The sequence below is a fragment of the Arthrobacter sp. 10L424 genome, assembly GCF_056395325.1.
On the sequence record NZ_JBFTJH010000013.1, the window covers coordinates 36,202 to 52,983 of the forward strand.

A 16,782-nucleotide genomic window follows, 5' to 3' on the forward strand; every position below is an offset into this window, starting at 1 on the left:
GAAGGAACTCGCCAACCGGGGCCGCATCACCTATCGGGCACCAGACCTATCGGGCACCAGATTCTTACGCCTTCCTCTCACCCATAGTGGCCAAACAGCGGGCCTCATCGAGCCAATCGTTGCTACCTCAGCCCGCAGGCTTGCCTGACGTAGATGGCACTGCCCGCCCACCCTCGAGTTCTGTCCGTGGTCAAGCTTGGATCTCCTCGGTACCCGTCTTCACCGTTCCCGCACGTTTACGAAACGCAACGCTATCCCCCACCCACCCCTTACTGTTGATCCTGCACCTAACGAAACCGTTTACGTAAACCGTTTTCCGAAACCGATTACGTAACGCGAACAGCAGACAACAGAGACACCCTCAGGGAGGAGGAACAGTGGTCACCATCCGCGATGTCGCCAAGCACGCCGGCGTCTCCCCGGCCACCGTCTCCCGGGTTGTCAACGGGCTAGTCGGCTACTCCGACGAAACAAGGGAACGCGTCGAAACCGCGGTCAAAAGCCTCAGCTACGAAACCGACTACCTCGCCCGGGGCCTCAAGACCCGCCAGACGTCCGTGGTCGGGCTCCTCGCCCCCATGGTTTCGGACGCCCTGGCCTCCCAAGTTATGCAGGGTGTCGAGGAAGAGGCGCAGGAACGCGGCTACGCCGTGATGCTCGGCCGCACCGGCGCCAAATCCGCCTACATCGCCGGCTACCTCCGGACCCTGCGCACCTACCGGGCCGCCGGCGTCATCCTCATCTCCGCGGTGATCACGCCGGAGACCAGGCAGCTGCTGGGGCCCAACGTGCCCATCATCTCCGTCGCCATCAGCGACAAGTCCGGCTCCCCCAGCGTGGCCATCGACGACGAGCAGGCAGCCTACGACGCGACCCGTCACCTGCTGCGACTCGGCCACCGGCGCATCGGCCTATTGACCGGGGATCCGGCGTCGGTCCACGTCGCCCAACCCCGCAAGCGCGGCTACCTCCGCGCCATGACCGAAGCGAACTGCACCCCGGTCACCGCCACCGGCAGCTTCTTCTACGAAAGCGGCGCTCCCGGCGTCGACGACCTGCTGCGGCAGGAACCCGGACTCACCGCGATCTTCGCGATGAGCGACGAGATGGGCGCCGCCGTCGTCAATGAACTGCAGCGGCGCGGTCTCCGGGTGCCGGAAGACGTCTCCGTCCTGGGCTTCGACAACACCTCCACCTCCCTGCACGTGAACCCGCCGCTGAGCACCATGGCGCAGCCGCTCGAGGAAATGGGACGGATGGCCGTGAAGAAGCTGCTCCGCTCCCGCGACCTGGGGCCGAAGATCATGCCGCACCGGCTGATCGAGCGCGGCTCCACCGCGCCGCCCAGCCCAAGACCGCCGGAACAGCAAGAACCGACGAGCTAGACCCACACAAACCACCGGCGACAGCCGGCACTCCCCCGTGCCACGAGGCAACTCGCCGCAGTTCCGCATGCACCAAACCACCCGCACCACCCACCTCGCACCACCCCACTTAACAAGGAGCAACACATGAGGCAGCGCCGCCGCACCTGGCAGACTCTTCTCGCCACAACCGCATCCCTGACCGTCGCCGCCGTCGCCCTCACCGGCTGCGGCGGGACCGGCACGGAAGCGAAGAGCACCCCGAAGGCCGCCGCCGCGTCCTTCGAGGGCAAGGGCCCCATCAACTACGTCTCCAACCGCGACGCCTCCGGGGCCGCGAACAAGACCATCGAGGAGTGGAACGCCGCCCACCCGGAGGAGAAGGTCACGTTCATCGAACTGCCGGACTCCGCGGACCAGCAGCGCCAGCAGCTCATCCAGAACGCGCAGATCAAGTCGGACACCTTCAGCGTGCTGAACCTCGACGTCGTCTGGACCTCCGAGTTCGCCGCCAACAAGTGGATCCTGCCGCTGCCCGCGGACGCCGTCCCCACCGACAAGATGATCCCCGCCACGGTTAACGCCGCGACCTACCGGGACTCCCTGGTCGGCGCCCCGTACTACACCGACGGAGCCCTGTTCTACTTCCGCTCCGACCTGCTCCAGGCCGCCGGCATCGCCGCCCCGCCCAAGACCTGGGACGAAATGAAGACCGCCTGCAAGGCCATCCTGGCGCTCCCCGAAGCCGCCGGCATGTCCTGCTACACCGGCCAGTTCGACAAGAACGAGGCCCTCACCGTCAACTTCTCCGAGGCCGTGGCCTCCGCCGGCGGATCGATCGTCGACGCCGACGGCAAGCCCACCGTCAACACCCCCGAAGCCAAGGAAGGCCTGAACCTGCTGGTGGACGGCTTCAAGGACGGGCTCTTCCCGTCCGACGCCATCACCTACCTCGAGGAGCAGGGCCGCCGCGCGTTCCAGGACGGCAAGCTCGTCTTTATGCGCAACTGGCCCTTCCTGCACGCCTCCCTGAGCGCCACCGACGGCTCCAGCAAGGTGGCCGGCAAGTTCAGCATCACCTCCATCCCCGGCACCGACGGCCCCGGCGTCTCCACCCTGGGCGGCCGCAGCCTCGCCATCTCCCCGTTCACCCCGAACAAGGCCACCGCGCTGGAGTTCGTCAAGTTCTTCACCAGCGAGGAGCAGGCCCAGAAGCGCCTCGCCCTGTCCTCCCGCGCCCCGGTGTACGCCTCCCTGTTCGAGGACCCCGCCGTCGTCGCCAAGCGCCCGTTCTTCCCCACCCTGCTGACCTCGCTGAACAACGCCCAGCCGCGCCCCAAGGTGGTCCAGTACGGCGCCACCACCAAGGCCATCCAGGAAGAGGCCTACGCGGCCATCACCGGCGCCAAAGACACGGACACGGCCCTGAACGACATGCAGGCCAAGCTCACCGAGCTCACCAAGTAATCCAGCCCAGCAGTTCAGACCACACGCCTGGCCGGCCGGTCCACCCCGGCCGGCCAGGCAGCTGCAACTCCAGTTAGGTACCCAGCATGACGACGACGACCGCCCCGCCCGCCGGCGCGCAGACCGGCACGCCCAAGCCAGGCAGCCCGCGCAGACGCGGCAAACGCTCCCCCGGCGAAGGCCGCATGGCCGCGATGCTGCTCTCCCCCACCATCCTGGTGCTGGCACTGGTGATTGTGTACCCGCTGCTCTCCGCGGTGCACCAGTCCCTGTTCCGCGCCGAATCCGGCCTGGACGCGGACGGCTTCGTCTCCGACGTCGACTCCTTCGTGGGCCTCGCCAACTACGCCGACCTGTTCGTCGGCGAATCCGGCCGTCGCTTCCTGAACGCCTTCGCCAACACCACCTTCTTCACCGTCACCACGGTGTTCCTCGAGACCGTCCTGGGCCTCTGCCTGGCCCTCGCCATGAACCGCGCCTTCCGCGGCCGGTCCTTCCTGCGCGCCAGCATCCTGGTCCCGTGGGCCGTCCCCACCGCCGTCTCCGGCCTGCTCTGGCGCTGGATCTTCCAGTCCGACGGCATCGCCAACACCCTGCTCGGCTCCGAGATCCTCTGGACCGCCGAAGGCAACGCCTCCAAAATCGCCGTCATCATCGCCGAAGTCTGGAAGACCGCCCCGTTCATCGGCCTCCTGGTCCTCGCCGGCATGCAGGTCATCCCCGGCGAAGTCTACGAAGCCGCCCGGATCGATGGCGCCGGCTGGTGGCGCCAGCTCGGCTCCATCACCCTCCCGCTGGTCAAGCCCACCCTGCTGGTGGCCGTGCTGTTCCGCATGCTCGACGCCCTGCGCATGTTCGACCTGCCCTTCGTGCTGATCGGCCCGGGCAAGGAATCCGTCGAGACCCTCTCCATGCTGGCCTGGGACGAATCCAACCAGCTCCGCTACGGCTCCGCGTCCGCGTTCGCCGTCATGCTCTTCCTGTACGTCGCCGTCGTCGCGATCGTCTTTGTGAAGGTGCTCGGCGCCGACGTCACCGGCGCCAAGGAACTGAAGCTGCTGTCGAAGAAGACCGCCCGGAAAAACCGGCTCGCGGCCAGCCAGACGCCGGCGACCGCTGAACAGACAGACCCCAAGAAGGCCGAGGCCACCCGATGACCATCTCCGACCTCCGCAACGCCGCCGCCGATTCCGGCGCGACCGGTTCCCGCGCACCCAAGGCGACGGCCGCCGTCGTGCGCGGCTCATCGAAAGCCGGCAAACCGAAACCCAAGCGCACCTGGCGCTCCTACAGCGTCTACGCCGGCCTGGCGCTGATCTTCGTGTACTGCCTGGCCCCGTTCTACTGGATGCTGGTCTCCAGCCTGCGCCGCACCGCGGATATCTTCGACAACACCCTGCTGCCGGCGCCGTTCTCGCTGGAGAACTACGCCAAGGTGTTCGACGGCTCCACGATGTTCGGCCAGGCGCTGCTCAACTCCCTGATCGTCGCCGGCACCACCACCACGTTCGCGCTGGTCCTGGGCGTGTTTGCCGCGTACGCGATCTCCCGGCTGAACTTCCGCTTCAAGTCGCTGATCCTGGGCGTCATCATCGCGACGTCGATGTTCCCCGGCATCTCCGTCGTGGTCCCGCTGCTGCGCCTCTTCACGGACATCGGCTGGATCAACACCTACCAGGCGATGATCGTGCCGAACCTGTCCTTCGCGATCCCGCTGGCGGTCTGGAACCTCACCACGTTTATGAAGGCCCTGCCGTTCGACCTTGAAGAGGCCGCCATGATCGACGGCTGCACCAAGTGGCAGGCGTTCCGCCGGGTGCTGCTGCCGCTGGCCGCGCCGGGCGTCTTCACCACCGCAATCCTGACGTTCATCCACAGCTGGAACGAGTTCATCATCGCGCTGTCGATGATCAACGATCCCAAGATCCAGACCGCCACGGTGGCGATCTCCAAGTTCACCGGCGCCACCGAATTCCAGGCGCCGTTCGGCGAGCAGATGGCGGCCGGCGTGATCGTCACCGTCCCGCTGGTGATCATGGTGCTGGTCTTCCAGCGCCGGATCGTCGAAGGCCTCACCGCCGGCGCCAGCAAATGAGCCGTGCTTCGGTCGAGGAGACCGCTGTGGCGCCCGCCGCCGAGTGGTGGCAGTCCGCCGTCATCTACCAGGTCTATCCGCGGTCCTTCGCCGACGGCGACGGCGACGGCGTGGGCGACCTCGCCGGGCTGATTGCCCGGCTGCCGTACATCGCCTCGCTCGGGGTCGACGGCATCTGGATGACCCCGTTCCAGCCCTCCCCGCAGGTGGACCAGGGTTACGATGTGTCCGACTACTGCGGCGTGGACCCGCTGTTCGGCACCATGGAGCAGTTCGATACCTTGCTGGAGCTGGCACACTCGCTGGGCCTGCGGATCCTGCTCGACGTCGTCCCCAACCACTGTTCCTCGGAGCACCCGCTGTTCCAGGCTGCTTTGGCGGCCGGGCCGGGCTCGCCGGAACGGGACATGTTCCACTTCGTCCCCGGTCCGGCGGACATGCCCGACGACGGCGGCGCTTCGGCTGGCGCTGCTGGCGTTGCTGCTTCCGATGGCGCCGGCGGCGACGTTCCGCCAAACAACTGGCAGAGCGTCTTCGGCGGCCGCGCCTGGAGCCGCGCCAGCCCGCAGTCCGAGACGGACACGGACTGGTACCTGCACCTCTTCTCCCCCGAGCAGCCGGACTGGAACTGGCGCAATCCCGCCGTCGGCGAGTATTTCGACGGTGTACTGCGCTTCTGGTTCGACAAGGGCGTGGACGGCCTCCGGATCGACGTCGCGCATGCCCTGTTCAAGGCCGACGGCCTGCCAGACTCGCCCTCCGAGGGCGGGGTGGTGGACGGGCTGCGGTCCAACCCGCAGGTCTCGGACCAGGAGGAAGTCCACGAGGTCTACCGCCGCTGGCGCACCCTGGCCGAGAAGTACGAGCCGCACCGCCTGCTGGTGGGCGAGGTCAACCTGGAACCGGCCCGCGCCGCCCGCTACACCCGCGCGGACGAGATGCAGCAGGCCTTTGCGTTCGCGTTTGTGAAGCTCGGCTGGGACCCGGAGGCGTGGGCCGCCGTCGGGAATGAGCTCGAAGCCGCGCGGCAGCTGCACGGCGGCACGCCCACGTGGGCGCTGGAGAACCACGACATTGTCCGTTCCGTCACCCGGTTCGGCGGCGGCGACGTTGGCGCACTGCGCGCCCGCGCCGCGCTGGTGGCGTTGCTTGGGCTGCCCGGCCCGGCATACCTCTACCAGGGGCAAGAACTCGGGCTGCCCGAGGTCGATGTCCCGCTGGAGTCCCGGGTGGATCCGATGTGGGCACGCGGCGGCGTCTGCCGCGACGGCGCCCGCGTCCCGTTGCCCTGGACCGCGGACGCTGCGCTGAGCCACGGCTTCTCGCTGGCTGAACCGGCGGCTCAGCCATGGTTGCCGGTCCCGGAGGGCTGGGGAGCACACGCCATCGAGCTCCAGCAGCAGGACGCAGAGTCCTCGCTGTCGTTGGTGACCAAAGCGCTGGAGCTGCGCCGGCTGCTGTGGAAGACGGAGGTCTTCGGCCCGAACGACGGCGGCACCTGGCGGATCGAAGCCGGGAACCTGCTGATCTGCGAACGCAGCGCCGACTTCTTCGTCGCCGTCGCAATGGGCACCGAGCCGGTGCGGCTGCCGGCCGGATCGGTCCTGCTCAGCGCCGCGCCCCTGGCCGAGAACCGCTGGCTCCAGCCGAACAACGCTGTATGGGTGCTGCGCGGCTGAGACGATCAGAAACACGGAAATGAACTGTCCACTCTTGCTTGGAAAACGTGGAAGGCTCTTTCCAATGCGGGCGACGGTGGCGCTGCCGGCCGCCGTACCTAAGTCATCCCGCCGCACGGTCGTAGGAAAGTTGCCAGCCACGCTATCTGCGGCCGGGCTCCGGGTCGGGTCGGGCCTCCCAGTTTGCTGGGATTTCCGCCCCGAGAGTCGGGACTGGAGCGCCGAGCGGCCGATTCGTCGCCAGCACAATCCACTTTGATCGTCTTTATGACTGGAGAATGATTTGCCGCCCGCCGCACAGCTCATCCCATGAAGACTTGTCGGCAATACCACTCGCTTGTTGCCATGGCCGCGTATGCAGCCGCCCGCCAACCGTTTGGGGCAACATTTGCTCTGCTAACGGCAATATCATGAAGATGATCCTGTACAGCTAAATGACCATCGGATTCCCCACCGTGCAAATCTGAGAGATAACTCCACATCTCCGACAATTCAGTCGCTGCTTCAATGCTGTACAGCTCTGCTAGCCCTAGCATGTCGAACTGAAATCTGACACGAGCGGAAAGATCGTCCGACCAGCTCTCCGGGGGATCCACGAAATACGAAATAGTAGGGGGATTAGTTTCCTCTACCACGGCGCGAAGCCATACTTGACCGGAAATATCTTCAAAATAGGGATGAAGCAAGACTTCAGCTGAAATACGAGGATTGTGCGCCCGCTTGGCATAATTGCAATCAGAACATGAAGGTACAAGATTAAGCGGCGTTACAGCCAAAAGAGGAAACTTATTCTTCGGCAAATAGTGGTCGAGTTGACTGATTGTCCTGACGCGACATGTCGGGCATTTTCCAGATCCCTTGATTCGATCGTAAATAACACGCCCACTGGAGTAACTTACCATACCTTTGGTGTATAAATTACGTATTTCCCGCTTAGTCAGATCGAGCTTTTTGTAGTCCAGCGTCAATGGTTCATTGAAACAAAGTTGCCCCCCAGAAAATGCCAATTCAAAATCCGCAGAAGCGCTAATAACGCTTTCAGCTAGCAATCCCAACCGCAGCCTAAGATCAGGATCTGGGAAACCAGAAACCGACATTCGGAATGAATACTCAGAGGAAAACGGAGGTCGAGGCAAAGGAATCATCGGCGGTCACCTCTGCGGGTCCGAGTAACGCTCATAGCTCTTAGAATGGCTTTACCTTCGACGCCCAAGGAACCTCCAAGTGATGCAAGTGCCGCCGCGAAGTCGTTAGAGTTTAGAGCAAGAGCTTCTTCAAGCCGGGCATGAAAGCCTGAACTTGTGACTTCCAGACCAAAGACTTCCCTCGTGAGCACTCCGACATTTTCTCCGAATGTCTCTATTTCGGGTCGCTGAACCCTTGCGTAACTCCCCGTTCTACCCAATATGGAAACACAACTCCGCGGCACCTCCTGAAGAACTACCGGTGAATGAGTAGCTACTACAGCAACGCCGTTGCGATCGATCATTAGATCCGAAATCGCGGTCATGAGCGCCGATAGGAGCGGTGGATGTAGATGAGCCTCTGGTTCGTCTAGAAGAACAAGCGTTCTTTCCTCTACCGCCTCGATAAGACGTGCCATGGTAAGCAGGGCAATTTTGTGGCCAGAACTCAATCTTTTGAAACGACTATGGGCAATCTCAAGAACATCACGCCGATCTATATCCGAAAGGTCATTCAGGTTCTCCTCCATAAAAATCGGATCTGAAGAAAGGGTCGTGAGTGCAGCCTTCCATCGACTGCGACGACCGCGCTGTGCAACAATGCGGCCTACGCTGCCCGCAAAGGCACTGCTGAGTTCTTCAGTGTTCATCACGCGCGGTTCATCCGGGCCCGTAACAGCATCGTGTTCCTGCTCGCGTTTAAGTCCTATGTAGGTATGAGTGACACCATCCGATTTATTGATATTTGTCTTCCAGGGCAAAAATGGGTCAAATGCGCTGAAGGTGACAGAGACAATGCCGGCGAAATTGTCATTTGCATTTGAATCTTCTTGATTTTGGAACTTTCCTTTAGTGCGCGCCTCTCCCAAAAAAGCTTCAACCATTCCATTTAGGACAGTGGTTTTCCCGGCCCCATTTCCGCCTATTATGACATGAATATTGGTTGGAGGCGTTGAGTTAGCCTTGACATCAAAGTCTAAACGAATTTCGTTTGTCACTGCTTTACCGGGACCCAACACGAAGTTAAACTTGAAGTCAGAAAGCGTTGGGCCGCCACGAAGTATTCTACGGAACTGTCGGGTGACGGTAATTCGTTCGACCGAACGAAGCAGCGAGATTCCCATCACTGGTTCATGCAATACCTCCTCAAATAATGCTTCATCGGCAGCAACGTCACGAAGAGCAGCCAAAATTTCTCTTGCATCTGCCGGATATGCGGAAATTAGCCTAAGATAGTAAAGCTCATCTTGCCCAAGTGAAAAGAACTCATCGCTGAGTTGCCTGAACCGCTCCGGCAACTCAGGTGAAGTTTGATCTTCGGCCATTTCGCGTTGACCGAATTTCACATATCCGATTTCATCAAGCTTTCCTCGGCCATCATGAATAACCAGCTGGTACTGCGTCACGTATCCGTAGTCGTTCCAGTTGTCCTCGATAAGATAGGCAACCCGCGTCGGACTTGGATTCCTAGGGGGTCGAGAACGATGCGACAAGAACAGAAATTCCACGATACTCCTCGGCATCCCAAGATGCGTTGATGGTGACAGACTTTGCTCTGCTTCTACAACTTAGGATAGTTCTTGTCGGGGTGTTCTCTCGATTCCGTCAAGGTGCCCTATTCCCCCGTAGTTTTCCTACGCTGACGACATCATTCGGAAACGCACGCGGTCGCCACACTCCAATCGACAATATACGGCGGGCCCCACCTTGAAACTCAGTCGCGAGGACCTGCGGCAGCGGATTTGGCCCGAACTATGGACTCGAAGCCCACGGCCTTCGAGGCCTCCGACGCGCAAGGCCCGGACGCCCTCGAAGAAGGGGTGCAGGCCCTGGCAGAATCCAGGCTGGCCGGCGAACCGGGCGCGGCCTTCCGGTATGCCAACGCCAACTTCAACAGCGCGGGCCTCCTGGTGCAGACGGTCTCCGGCCAGCCGTTCGGCGAGTACGTACAGCAGCACGTCTTCGGGCCCCTGGAGATGGCCGACAGCCATCCGACGCGGGCTGATGCCCGCGCAGGCAATGCGACTGCCGGCTACTCGCGGTGGTTTGGCGCGTGGTGGCGGCAGACCGACGTCTCGCTCCCGCCACCGGAATGCCGTCCTCCACGATGTATTCGTCGGCCGAGGACCTGAGCCACGAACTGATGGCACTGCTTGACGGCGGCCGCTACGGCGACGCCCGCATCCTCCAGCACGGGAGCGTTGCGGCAATGTTCGAGCCACGGGCGCAGGTGGACGGATCCACGCGCTACGCCATGGGCTGGTACTCCCGGCCGCTGGTGGAGTCCGCCGGTCCCGGAAGGGACGTTGCCGGTTCCTGGAGCATCAGGGGAATGGGGCAACAGCCACACCTACCTGGCCATGATCCCGTCCGCCCGGCTTGGCGTCGCCCTGGTCATCAACGGCAATGACACGGCCGCCCCGTCACGGCTGAAGGCGATCGACACCAACCTTCTGCGGATTCTCCACGGCCACCCGCCGGTACCTGCGGTGAGCACGAGGACTGGCTGCAGCGCTACAGCTGGGCGGTCGCACTCGCACTGCTGCTGGCGGAGCTGCTGAGCCTGTGGCTGGCGCTCCGGTTCCTGTTGCCGCGGGGAGACGCACCTGCCGAAAAGCGGCCGATTCTCCTGGCCTTAGCCGCCGCGGCTCTCGCCCTCGACGGGTTCGCGCTGTGGCTCTGCCTCGTCTACGCCCCCACCCGGTTCGACACCAGCCTGTCCGTCATCGTCCGCCAGTTTCCCGACGTCGGCATCTCCCTGGTGCCGGTTCTTGCGCTGGCAATCCTGTGGCCGGTCCCGCGGACGGTTTGGGTGCTGATGGCGATGCGGGCCTCGCAGGCAGCACCCTGAGAAGAGAGATGCCGGCCCGCTTGCCGCAGCCTCCTCGCCGGAAGCGGAACCGCCGGACCTTCACGGGCCTCGTAGATAGACTGCCCGGGTACGTGTCCCTCGACTATTAGGAGAAGTTCATGAGCTACAGCGGAAGTCCGTCCGAGAAGCCGGTCGCAGCCGGCGACCTGGACCGCAGCCATATCGGTCAGACTGTGAGCTTTGAACCCAACGACTTCACAGTTGTCTTCGGAACACTCGCGGGCGTTGCCCGGACGGACGCCATGGTGTACCTGTCTCTGCAGGGCGTGGGCGGCGGCACGCATCTGAAGGACGAGTACGACGTGCCCGTCGGCCAGAACGTCTACGTTCAGTTGGATCCCCTGAGCAGTGCCAGCAAGACCCTCTCGGAGGCGGAACGGGTCATCAAGGAGAAGTTCGACGAGATCAAGAAGAACCTCCGGGACCGGGAACAGAAACCCGGTTCCGAGTAACAGGCGCCTAGCCACAGAGGAACCCCGCCGTGCTCAGCACTGCGGGGTTCCTCTGTTTGTCTTTGTGCCCAGGGCCGGCCGCATTCGCGGAGGTCCTTCGCGGCAAATTCGGCCGCTCAGGAACGCAGCGCACACCCGAAAAACGCCAACGACCAACTCTATGGCGGCTGGCCGACGATCCTCTCCGGACTGAAGACCTGGCTGGAAACCGGCGAGCTCCTCACCACTCCCGGCTCCCTCATGTACACCTGAGCCGGCACACCCCTGACGGGCGGCCGCCAGCCCGATCGCCTTCCGTCAGAGTGCCCAAAATGACAGAGTTGAACGATGAATGAAGAAACTGGCGGGCGCAGGGACCGTTCCTGACGGAAGAGCGGGTGGACCTGCACCGCAACGGATGGACCGAGTCGTTCGAGAAATTGCAGACAGTATTACGTAGCCGCAGCTGAAGAAGCCGGGAGGAAACGTGCCCCACACTCTTGAAGCTGTCCTGCACGACAGCACTGCCATCCCCCTGTCTGTCCAAGGAGCGGGGCGTTCCGTGCTGCTCCCCGTCCGGATTGAGCCTTATCCGCCGAACGAAGCCGAGACGATGCGGCGGTGGGGCGCGGACCCTGAGCTGGGGCCGAACCTGGTGGCAGGCCTTTCCCGCACGCATCGCGTCATCTCGGCCGACTACGAGGGCCACCGGATGGCACACCCCGCGCCGGACACCCTGACCCCGGCCAATATAGCGGCCGACCTCCTGGCGATCGCGGACGCGGCCGGGGCCGATACTTTCGCCTACTACGGTTACTCGTGGCTGGCGCTGGCCGGGCTGCAGCTCGCCGTCCGCACGGAGCGGCTCTGGGCGCTGGCCATGGGCGGCTTTCCGCCTCTCGACGGCCCCTACAAGAGCATGCTCTCCGTTACACGGTCGGCGCACAGGATGGCCACCGAAGCGGCCGCCCACAGCCAGCCGGCCGACATCGAAGCTGGTGTCGCCGGGATTGAACTCAGCGAGATCGAACCCGGCGACTGGGACGCTTTCCCGGTCCAGACGTCAGAGGCGCAAACCCGGCAATTCGTCACGTTATATGAGGCGCTTCAAGGCTTCGACGACGCCCAGGTGACTTTGCCGGCGCGTCTACCGCGGCTGGCTTTTGCCGGCTCGGCAGACAGGATCGACTACGGCCCGGCCTGGGACAACGTGCAGGTGAGAATCGGCGAGCCCCTTGCCGCCCACGAACGGGACCTCACCGTCGCCGGTTGGGATGTGCGCGTCCTCCCCGGCCTGGACCACATCGGCGCAATGAACAGCAGGATCGTGCTGCCCGTCCTTCAGGACTGGCTCCGGAATCTCTAGCGACTACGCGCGTTGGGAGAGGTTGATGATGTTGCCCTCGCTGTCCAGGAACCAGGCTGCCTTCCCCCAGTCGGCGGTGGCCACGCCGTTTTCCGTCTTCAGACCGGGAAAGTCGTACTCTTCAAAGACGACGCCGCGGCCGCGCAGTTCCTCCATCTCCTGTTCGAGATTATCTGTTTCCCAGCCCATCTGGGTGTTTTTGGCTGTTCCTGCATTCTCTGTCTGGTAGATGAGGAAGCCCGTTCCTTGGCCGCAGCTGTACATCAGGCTCCCCTCCTCCATGGAATCAGTGGGCTCTATCCCCAGCTTGTCCCGGTAGAACTCCTTCGCCCTGTTGATGTCCTTCGCGGCGAGGACAGCGATGATGTTTGAATCCTTGAGCATGATGATTCCCTTCTATTCGTTGATAATCGCAGCGATGGCGTTCGTGGCGGCCCTCAGCGTTTCTTGCCCGCTTCGGTGCCCGTGATGTTGAACGAGGCGTCCAGTTTCACCGTCGCTTTTGTCCCGTCGGCCTTCCGGATGTGTGCCTCGTAGGCAGCCCCCTCGGCATCGGTTTCGACGCGGACGACGGTCGCGTCAGGGTTGGCGGCCCTCACTGCCGCTTCCACCCGGGCGGCAGTGTCGCCGGTCAGCAGTTGCTCGGTGATGCCGTTGGCCTGGTGGCCACCCTTTTGCTGGGAGGCCGACGATGTTGTGGAGGTCGCGGCGCCGTCGGGCGCGGCGATTGCGAGATACATGCCGCCGCCGACGAGTGCGGCAGTTAGTGCTGCGCCCGCTGCGACGTTTTGAGCTGTTTTCATCACGTGCTCCTGATTTCTGCGATCAGGCCCATCGGTGCTTTCGCTGACCGCTTTATCGTCCTGGCCATCGCGTCCCCAGCAACGCCCAGCGCGGGTGAATTCAGTAGGGACAATGTGGAGTCTACGCAGGTGTGAGGGTGACGGCTAGGGGACTTCAGGACCCGAATTATCGCCTCCCTGACCGGCGCTGTTAGGCCGGCCCACTTCCTTCGGCGTCGGCAGGATGCCAGAGTTAAACGATGAACGAGGAAACCGGAAATGAGGAGACCGGCGGGCTGATCCTGGACTTGGAATGCACGCTCGACGCTCCCCCGGAGGAAGTCTTCAGGATGCTGACGGAGTCCGCCGAACTGGTGAAGTGGTGGGGTCCGCACGGCTTCACCATCCCCGCAGCCGAGGTAAGCCTGACGGAAGGCGGCAGCTACCGGTTGCGGATGACGCCACCGGACGGCGATCCGTTCCACCTTTCGGGCGAGTTCCTGGAGATCGATCCGCCATGGCGCCTCGTGTACACCTTCCGCTGGGAGGAACCGACGGCGGACGACCGGGACACCGTCGTCGACCTCGCACTGGGGAGCACCGACGAAGCCACGCGCCTGGTGCTCTCGCAGGGACCGTTCCTGACGGAAGAGCGGCTGGACTTGCACCGCAGCGGATGGACCGAGTCGTTCGAGAAATTGCAGGCGGTACTGAACAGCCGCACCTGAGAAGGCCCGGACCCCCCTTGTCAGCGATGTCCGGTTCCACCGCCCGCCAAGGCAGACTGGAACCATGACCGTTACAACTTTCGCGCTCATCCGTCACGGCCAGACCGACTGGAATGCGCAGCGCCGGCTGCAAGGAACCACCGACATTCCGCTGAACGACGTCGGGCGGGACCAGGCGCGGGACGCCGTCGAAACCCTGGCCGGCTACGGGTGGGACGCCATCGTGTCTTCGCCGCTGAGCCGCGCCGCGGAAACCGCCGACCTGATCGCCACCGGGCTCGGGCTCACCGTGGCCCGGCGCGTCCCGGAGCTCACCGAGCGCAGCTTCGGTCCCGCAGAGGGCCTGCAGGACGGTGCCGAGCTCGATGCCCTGCGCACCCCCGGCGGCTTCCGCGGCGCCGAAGGCGAGGACGAAACAGCGGACCGCGGGCTTGCCGCACTGGAAACGCTGGCAGCGGAGTTCCGCGGCGGCCGCGTCCTGGTGGTCACGCACGGCTCCCTCCTCCGGGTGAGCCTCAGCCGCGCGGTCGGCCGCACCCTGCCGAGCGTCACCAACGCCGTGCTCAACCTGGCCCACCATCACCCCGCGGAGGGCTGGAACCTTGAGTACTTCAACGGCGAGCGGCTGACCGCCGCCGTCGGCTGACCACAAACCGGCCGGGGCTACGATTGCTACGGAGGCAGTCATGGCAACCATCCCGCACCGCGAGCTCCGCAATCAGAGCAGCAAGATCCTTGAGCGTGTGAAGAACGGCGAAACACTCGACGTCACCAACAATGGCGAAGTGGCCGCCACCCTGATCCCGCCCGCCGCCTCGCCGTTCGAGCGCCTCCTGCTGTCCGGAAGCGTGCGCCGCGCGACGTCGGAACCAGTGGACTTCCAGATCCTTCGCCGCGTCAGCAGCGGCACCGGCAGCGCAGAAATCCTGTCCGAACTGCGCGGCGACCGTTGATCATCTACGTTGACGCTTCTGCTGCCCTAAAGCTTGTCGTGGAGGAGACCGAGTCCGCCGCAGCGGCGCGGTACCTGTCAACGGCAGCGCATCGAGGCGACCAGCTAGTCGCCTCCATGCTGCTCTATACGGAACTCCACTGTGCGGGCCACCGCCGGGGGCTGCCGGCCGATTTGATCACCACAGTGTTGGACGGGATCAATCTCGTGGACATGGCGCGTTCGGACCTTTTGTACGCCGCCGCCATGTCCGGAAATTTGCGCAACGCCGACGCCGTCCACCTGGCCACCGCCGTCCGGCTGCAGACGGACATCCTGGTGGCCTACGACGTCGAACTCGTCACCGCAGCGACGGAAGCCGGGCTCCGGACCCAGTCACCGGGGATGACCCGGTAGCTGAATCCGGTCCGTTTCGGGTGCGTCCGCGTGAAAAGCGTGGGACAGTTTTCGCCATGGCAGCCTTTGATCAGTCCGATGACCTCCGTGGAGCACAATTCGTGGATGCGAACCTGCGGGGAGCCCGGTTCGTCCGGTCCGACCTTTCCAACACGGTGATGCGCGGCGTGGACGTCGGCGGGGCAGACATCGATGCGCCGTGGCTGTTCGACGGCGGAGAGTTCCTGCGCGTCAACGGCGTCGACGTGGTCCCCTTCGTCGAGGCCGAACTCAACCGCCGCTTTCCCGGCCGCGCCGAACGACGCGCCGGCGATCCGGACGGTCTGCGCGCCGCCTGGGCCGCCCTGGAGCGGACCTGGCAGGCGACGCTCGAGCGGGTCGCGGCGATGCCGGCCGGCACGGTCGATATTTCGGTGGATGGCGAGTGGTCATTCGCCCAGACGCTCCGTCACCTGGTCATGGCCACAGACACGTGGCTGCGGCGGGCCATCCTGGAGATCGAACAGCCGTACCACCCCGCAGGCCAGCCGAACTTTGAGTATGAGCCTGACGGTTACGACATGTCGGTCTTCTCCACGACCGCGCCGACGTACGCGGACGTGCTCGAGGTGCGGGCGGGCCGGGTAGCCATGGTGCGCGACTTCCTCGCCGCAGCCACCCCGGCTGACCTGGCCAAGGTGCGCAAGAACCCCTGGGGCCCCGAACACCCGGTGACCATCCTGTCGTGCCTGCACACAATCATCAACGAGGAGTGGGAGCACCACCGTTACGCCGTCCGTGACCTGGACGCGATCGAGGCAGGGTTCGGCGCGTAGGGCCTTGACGCACGACGGCGGTCTTGCCGGCCGCCGTCGTGCTTCAGTTCCACTCAGCCGACGGCCCCGGCGCCGATCTGCTGCATGAGGGCCATGATGTCCGTGGCTCCCCAATGTTCGACGACCTTGCCGCCGTCGATGCGGATGATGTCGATGCCGCTGAATTCGACGCTGTGGCCGGTGGGCTCGACACCCATCAGTTCGCCTTTGTGCGTGCCGGTCAGGACCACGTAGAGCGCCTCCAGATTTCCGTCCACGAGCGCCGGTTCGCTGGTTGTGGCCTTGAGGTCAGGGAAGGCCGCCCGCATCGTGTTGACGAAGAACCCGACGCCGTCCTTGGAGGGCGATTGTCCGGGCATGGGATTGTGATCGACGAAGTCATCACTCACCAGTTCATCGATGAGGGCGAGGTTTCCGTCCCCAATCACCTCTGTGTAGAACCGCTTGATCAATCCAGTTCCTTCAGCCATTTCCGACTCCTTGCAGGCTCGAGACCGAATTGGATCCCCCAGACGTTTGGCGCCCGCCATGACGTACCACCGTCGGCCGTGCCACTTTTCGTGGGCTGGCGCCGGACGCTGGGAAGTAGTGTCAAAGACTTGTGAGTCGGGCGATACGCCCTGTTAAGGCAGAACCTAATCCGGGGTTTTG

The 16,782-nt window shown here is 63.8% G+C and carries 19 protein-coding genes and 1 pseudogene; 15 read left to right on the plus strand and 5 right to left on the minus strand.

What is annotated here, in order from left to right; translation table 11 throughout:
* Window positions 1–377: 377 nt before the first annotated feature.
* The 5 genes from AC1DC5_RS17970 to AC1DC5_RS17990 all read left to right on the plus strand — a co-directional run bounded on the left by AC1DC5_RS17970 (window position 378) and on the right by AC1DC5_RS17990 (window position 6,605).
* Window positions 378–1,385, plus strand: coding sequence for a LacI family DNA-binding transcriptional regulator (locus tag AC1DC5_RS17970; RefSeq protein ID WP_476866054.1), 1,008 nt, complete (start codon window positions 378–380; stop codon window positions 1,383–1,385).
* A gap of 126 nt (window positions 1,386–1,511) precedes the next feature.
* A complete protein-coding gene (locus AC1DC5_RS17975; RefSeq protein ID WP_476866055.1) occupies window positions 1,512–2,831 on the plus strand; it encodes an ABC transporter substrate-binding protein in 1,320 nt (439 codons plus the stop codon).
* Between the two features lie 86 nt (window positions 2,832–2,917).
* The gene (locus AC1DC5_RS17980) at window positions 2,918–3,988 is read left to right on the plus strand and encodes a carbohydrate ABC transporter permease (protein ID WP_476866056.1); all 1,071 of its coding nucleotides are present in this window, start codon (window positions 2,918–2,920) and stop codon (window positions 3,986–3,988) included.
* Window positions 3,985–4,926, plus strand: coding sequence for a carbohydrate ABC transporter permease (locus AC1DC5_RS17985; RefSeq protein ID WP_476866057.1), 942 nt, complete (start codon window positions 3,985–3,987; stop codon window positions 4,924–4,926). The genes AC1DC5_RS17980 and AC1DC5_RS17985 overlap by 4 nt, the downstream gene beginning before the upstream one ends.
* A complete protein-coding gene (locus AC1DC5_RS17990; RefSeq protein ID WP_476866058.1) occupies window positions 4,923–6,605 on the plus strand; it encodes an alpha-amylase family glycosyl hydrolase in 1,683 nt (560 codons plus the stop codon). Before AC1DC5_RS17985 ends, AC1DC5_RS17990 begins: the two co-directional genes overlap by 4 nt.
* 302 nt (window positions 6,606–6,907) lie before the next feature.
* Here AC1DC5_RS17990 and AC1DC5_RS17995 read toward each other — a convergent pair whose 3' ends face one another.
* Window positions 6,908–7,702, minus strand: a complete 795-nt coding sequence (locus tag AC1DC5_RS17995; protein WP_476866059.1) for a hypothetical protein — start codon at window positions 7,700–7,702, stop codon at window positions 6,908–6,910.
* Between the two features lie 44 nt (window positions 7,703–7,746).
* A complete protein-coding gene (locus AC1DC5_RS18000; RefSeq protein ID WP_476866060.1) occupies window positions 7,747–9,195 on the minus strand; it encodes an AAA family ATPase in 1,449 nt (482 codons plus the stop codon).
* A gap of 348 nt (window positions 9,196–9,543) precedes the next feature.
* On the opposite strand from AC1DC5_RS18000, the gene AC1DC5_RS18005 reads away from it, so the two are divergent.
* The 5 genes and pseudogenes from AC1DC5_RS18005 (at window position 9,544) to AC1DC5_RS18025 (ending at window position 12,458) form a co-directional block, all read left to right on the plus strand.
* On the plus strand, window positions 9,544–9,921 hold the full coding sequence (locus AC1DC5_RS18005) for a serine hydrolase (protein WP_476866061.1): 378 nt from the start codon (window positions 9,544–9,546) through the stop codon (window positions 9,919–9,921).
* A 455-nt stretch (window positions 9,922–10,376) separates the two neighbouring features.
* A complete protein-coding gene (locus tag AC1DC5_RS18010; protein WP_476866062.1) occupies window positions 10,377–10,640 on the plus strand; it encodes a hypothetical protein in 264 nt (87 codons plus the stop codon).
* A gap of 119 nt (window positions 10,641–10,759) precedes the next feature.
* Window positions 10,760–11,113 (plus strand): prefoldin domain-containing protein, encoded by a 354-nt coding sequence (locus AC1DC5_RS18015; protein WP_476866063.1) that lies wholly within the window; start codon window positions 10,760–10,762, stop codon window positions 11,111–11,113.
* Window positions 11,114–11,251: 138 nt separating this feature from the next.
* A pseudogene (locus AC1DC5_RS18020) lies at window positions 11,252–11,365 on the plus strand (ArsR family transcriptional regulator); the annotation flags it as partial.
* 214 nt (window positions 11,366–11,579) lie between these two features.
* Window positions 11,580–12,458, plus strand: coding sequence for an alpha/beta hydrolase (locus AC1DC5_RS18025; RefSeq protein WP_476866064.1), 879 nt, complete (start codon window positions 11,580–11,582; stop codon window positions 12,456–12,458).
* Between the two features lie 3 nt (window positions 12,459–12,461).
* On the opposite strand, the gene AC1DC5_RS18030 is transcribed toward AC1DC5_RS18025, so the two are convergent.
* The gene (locus tag AC1DC5_RS18030; protein WP_476866065.1) at window positions 12,462–12,842 is read right to left on the minus strand and encodes a VOC family protein; all 381 of its coding nucleotides are present in this window, start codon (window positions 12,840–12,842) and stop codon (window positions 12,462–12,464) included.
* Between the two features lie 53 nt (window positions 12,843–12,895).
* Window positions 12,896–13,261, minus strand: a complete 366-nt coding sequence (locus AC1DC5_RS18035; RefSeq protein ID WP_476866066.1) for a hypothetical protein — start codon at window positions 13,259–13,261, stop codon at window positions 12,896–12,898.
* 239 nt (window positions 13,262–13,500) lie between these two features.
* Here AC1DC5_RS18035 and AC1DC5_RS18040 point away from each other — a divergent pair, with 239 nt between their 5' ends.
* The 5 genes from AC1DC5_RS18040 (at window position 13,501) to AC1DC5_RS18060 (ending at window position 16,131) form a co-directional block, all read left to right on the plus strand.
* Window positions 13,501–13,968, plus strand: a complete 468-nt coding sequence (locus tag AC1DC5_RS18040; protein WP_476866067.1) for an SRPBCC family protein — start codon at window positions 13,501–13,503, stop codon at window positions 13,966–13,968.
* A 64-nt stretch (window positions 13,969–14,032) separates the two neighbouring features.
* Window positions 14,033–14,614, plus strand: coding sequence for a histidine phosphatase family protein (locus tag AC1DC5_RS18045; RefSeq protein ID WP_476866068.1), 582 nt, complete (start codon window positions 14,033–14,035; stop codon window positions 14,612–14,614).
* 40 nt (window positions 14,615–14,654) lie between these two features.
* Window positions 14,655–14,921, plus strand: a complete 267-nt coding sequence (locus AC1DC5_RS18050) for a type II toxin-antitoxin system Phd/YefM family antitoxin (RefSeq protein ID WP_476866069.1) — start codon at window positions 14,655–14,657, stop codon at window positions 14,919–14,921.
* On the plus strand, window positions 14,918–15,316 hold the full coding sequence (locus tag AC1DC5_RS18055) for a type II toxin-antitoxin system VapC family toxin (RefSeq protein ID WP_476866070.1): 399 nt from the start codon (window positions 14,918–14,920) through the stop codon (window positions 15,314–15,316). Before AC1DC5_RS18050 ends, AC1DC5_RS18055 begins: the two co-directional genes overlap by 4 nt.
* A gap of 56 nt (window positions 15,317–15,372) precedes the next feature.
* A complete protein-coding gene (locus AC1DC5_RS18060) occupies window positions 15,373–16,131 on the plus strand; it encodes a DinB family protein (protein WP_476866071.1) in 759 nt (252 codons plus the stop codon).
* Between the two features lie 53 nt (window positions 16,132–16,184).
* On the opposite strand, the gene AC1DC5_RS18065 is transcribed toward AC1DC5_RS18060, so the two are convergent.
* Window positions 16,185–16,601: an ester cyclase gene (locus AC1DC5_RS18065; protein ID WP_476866072.1), complete on the minus strand. Its 417-nt coding sequence runs from the start codon at window positions 16,599–16,601 to the stop codon at window positions 16,185–16,187.
* Between the last annotated feature and the right edge of the window lie 181 nt (window positions 16,602–16,782).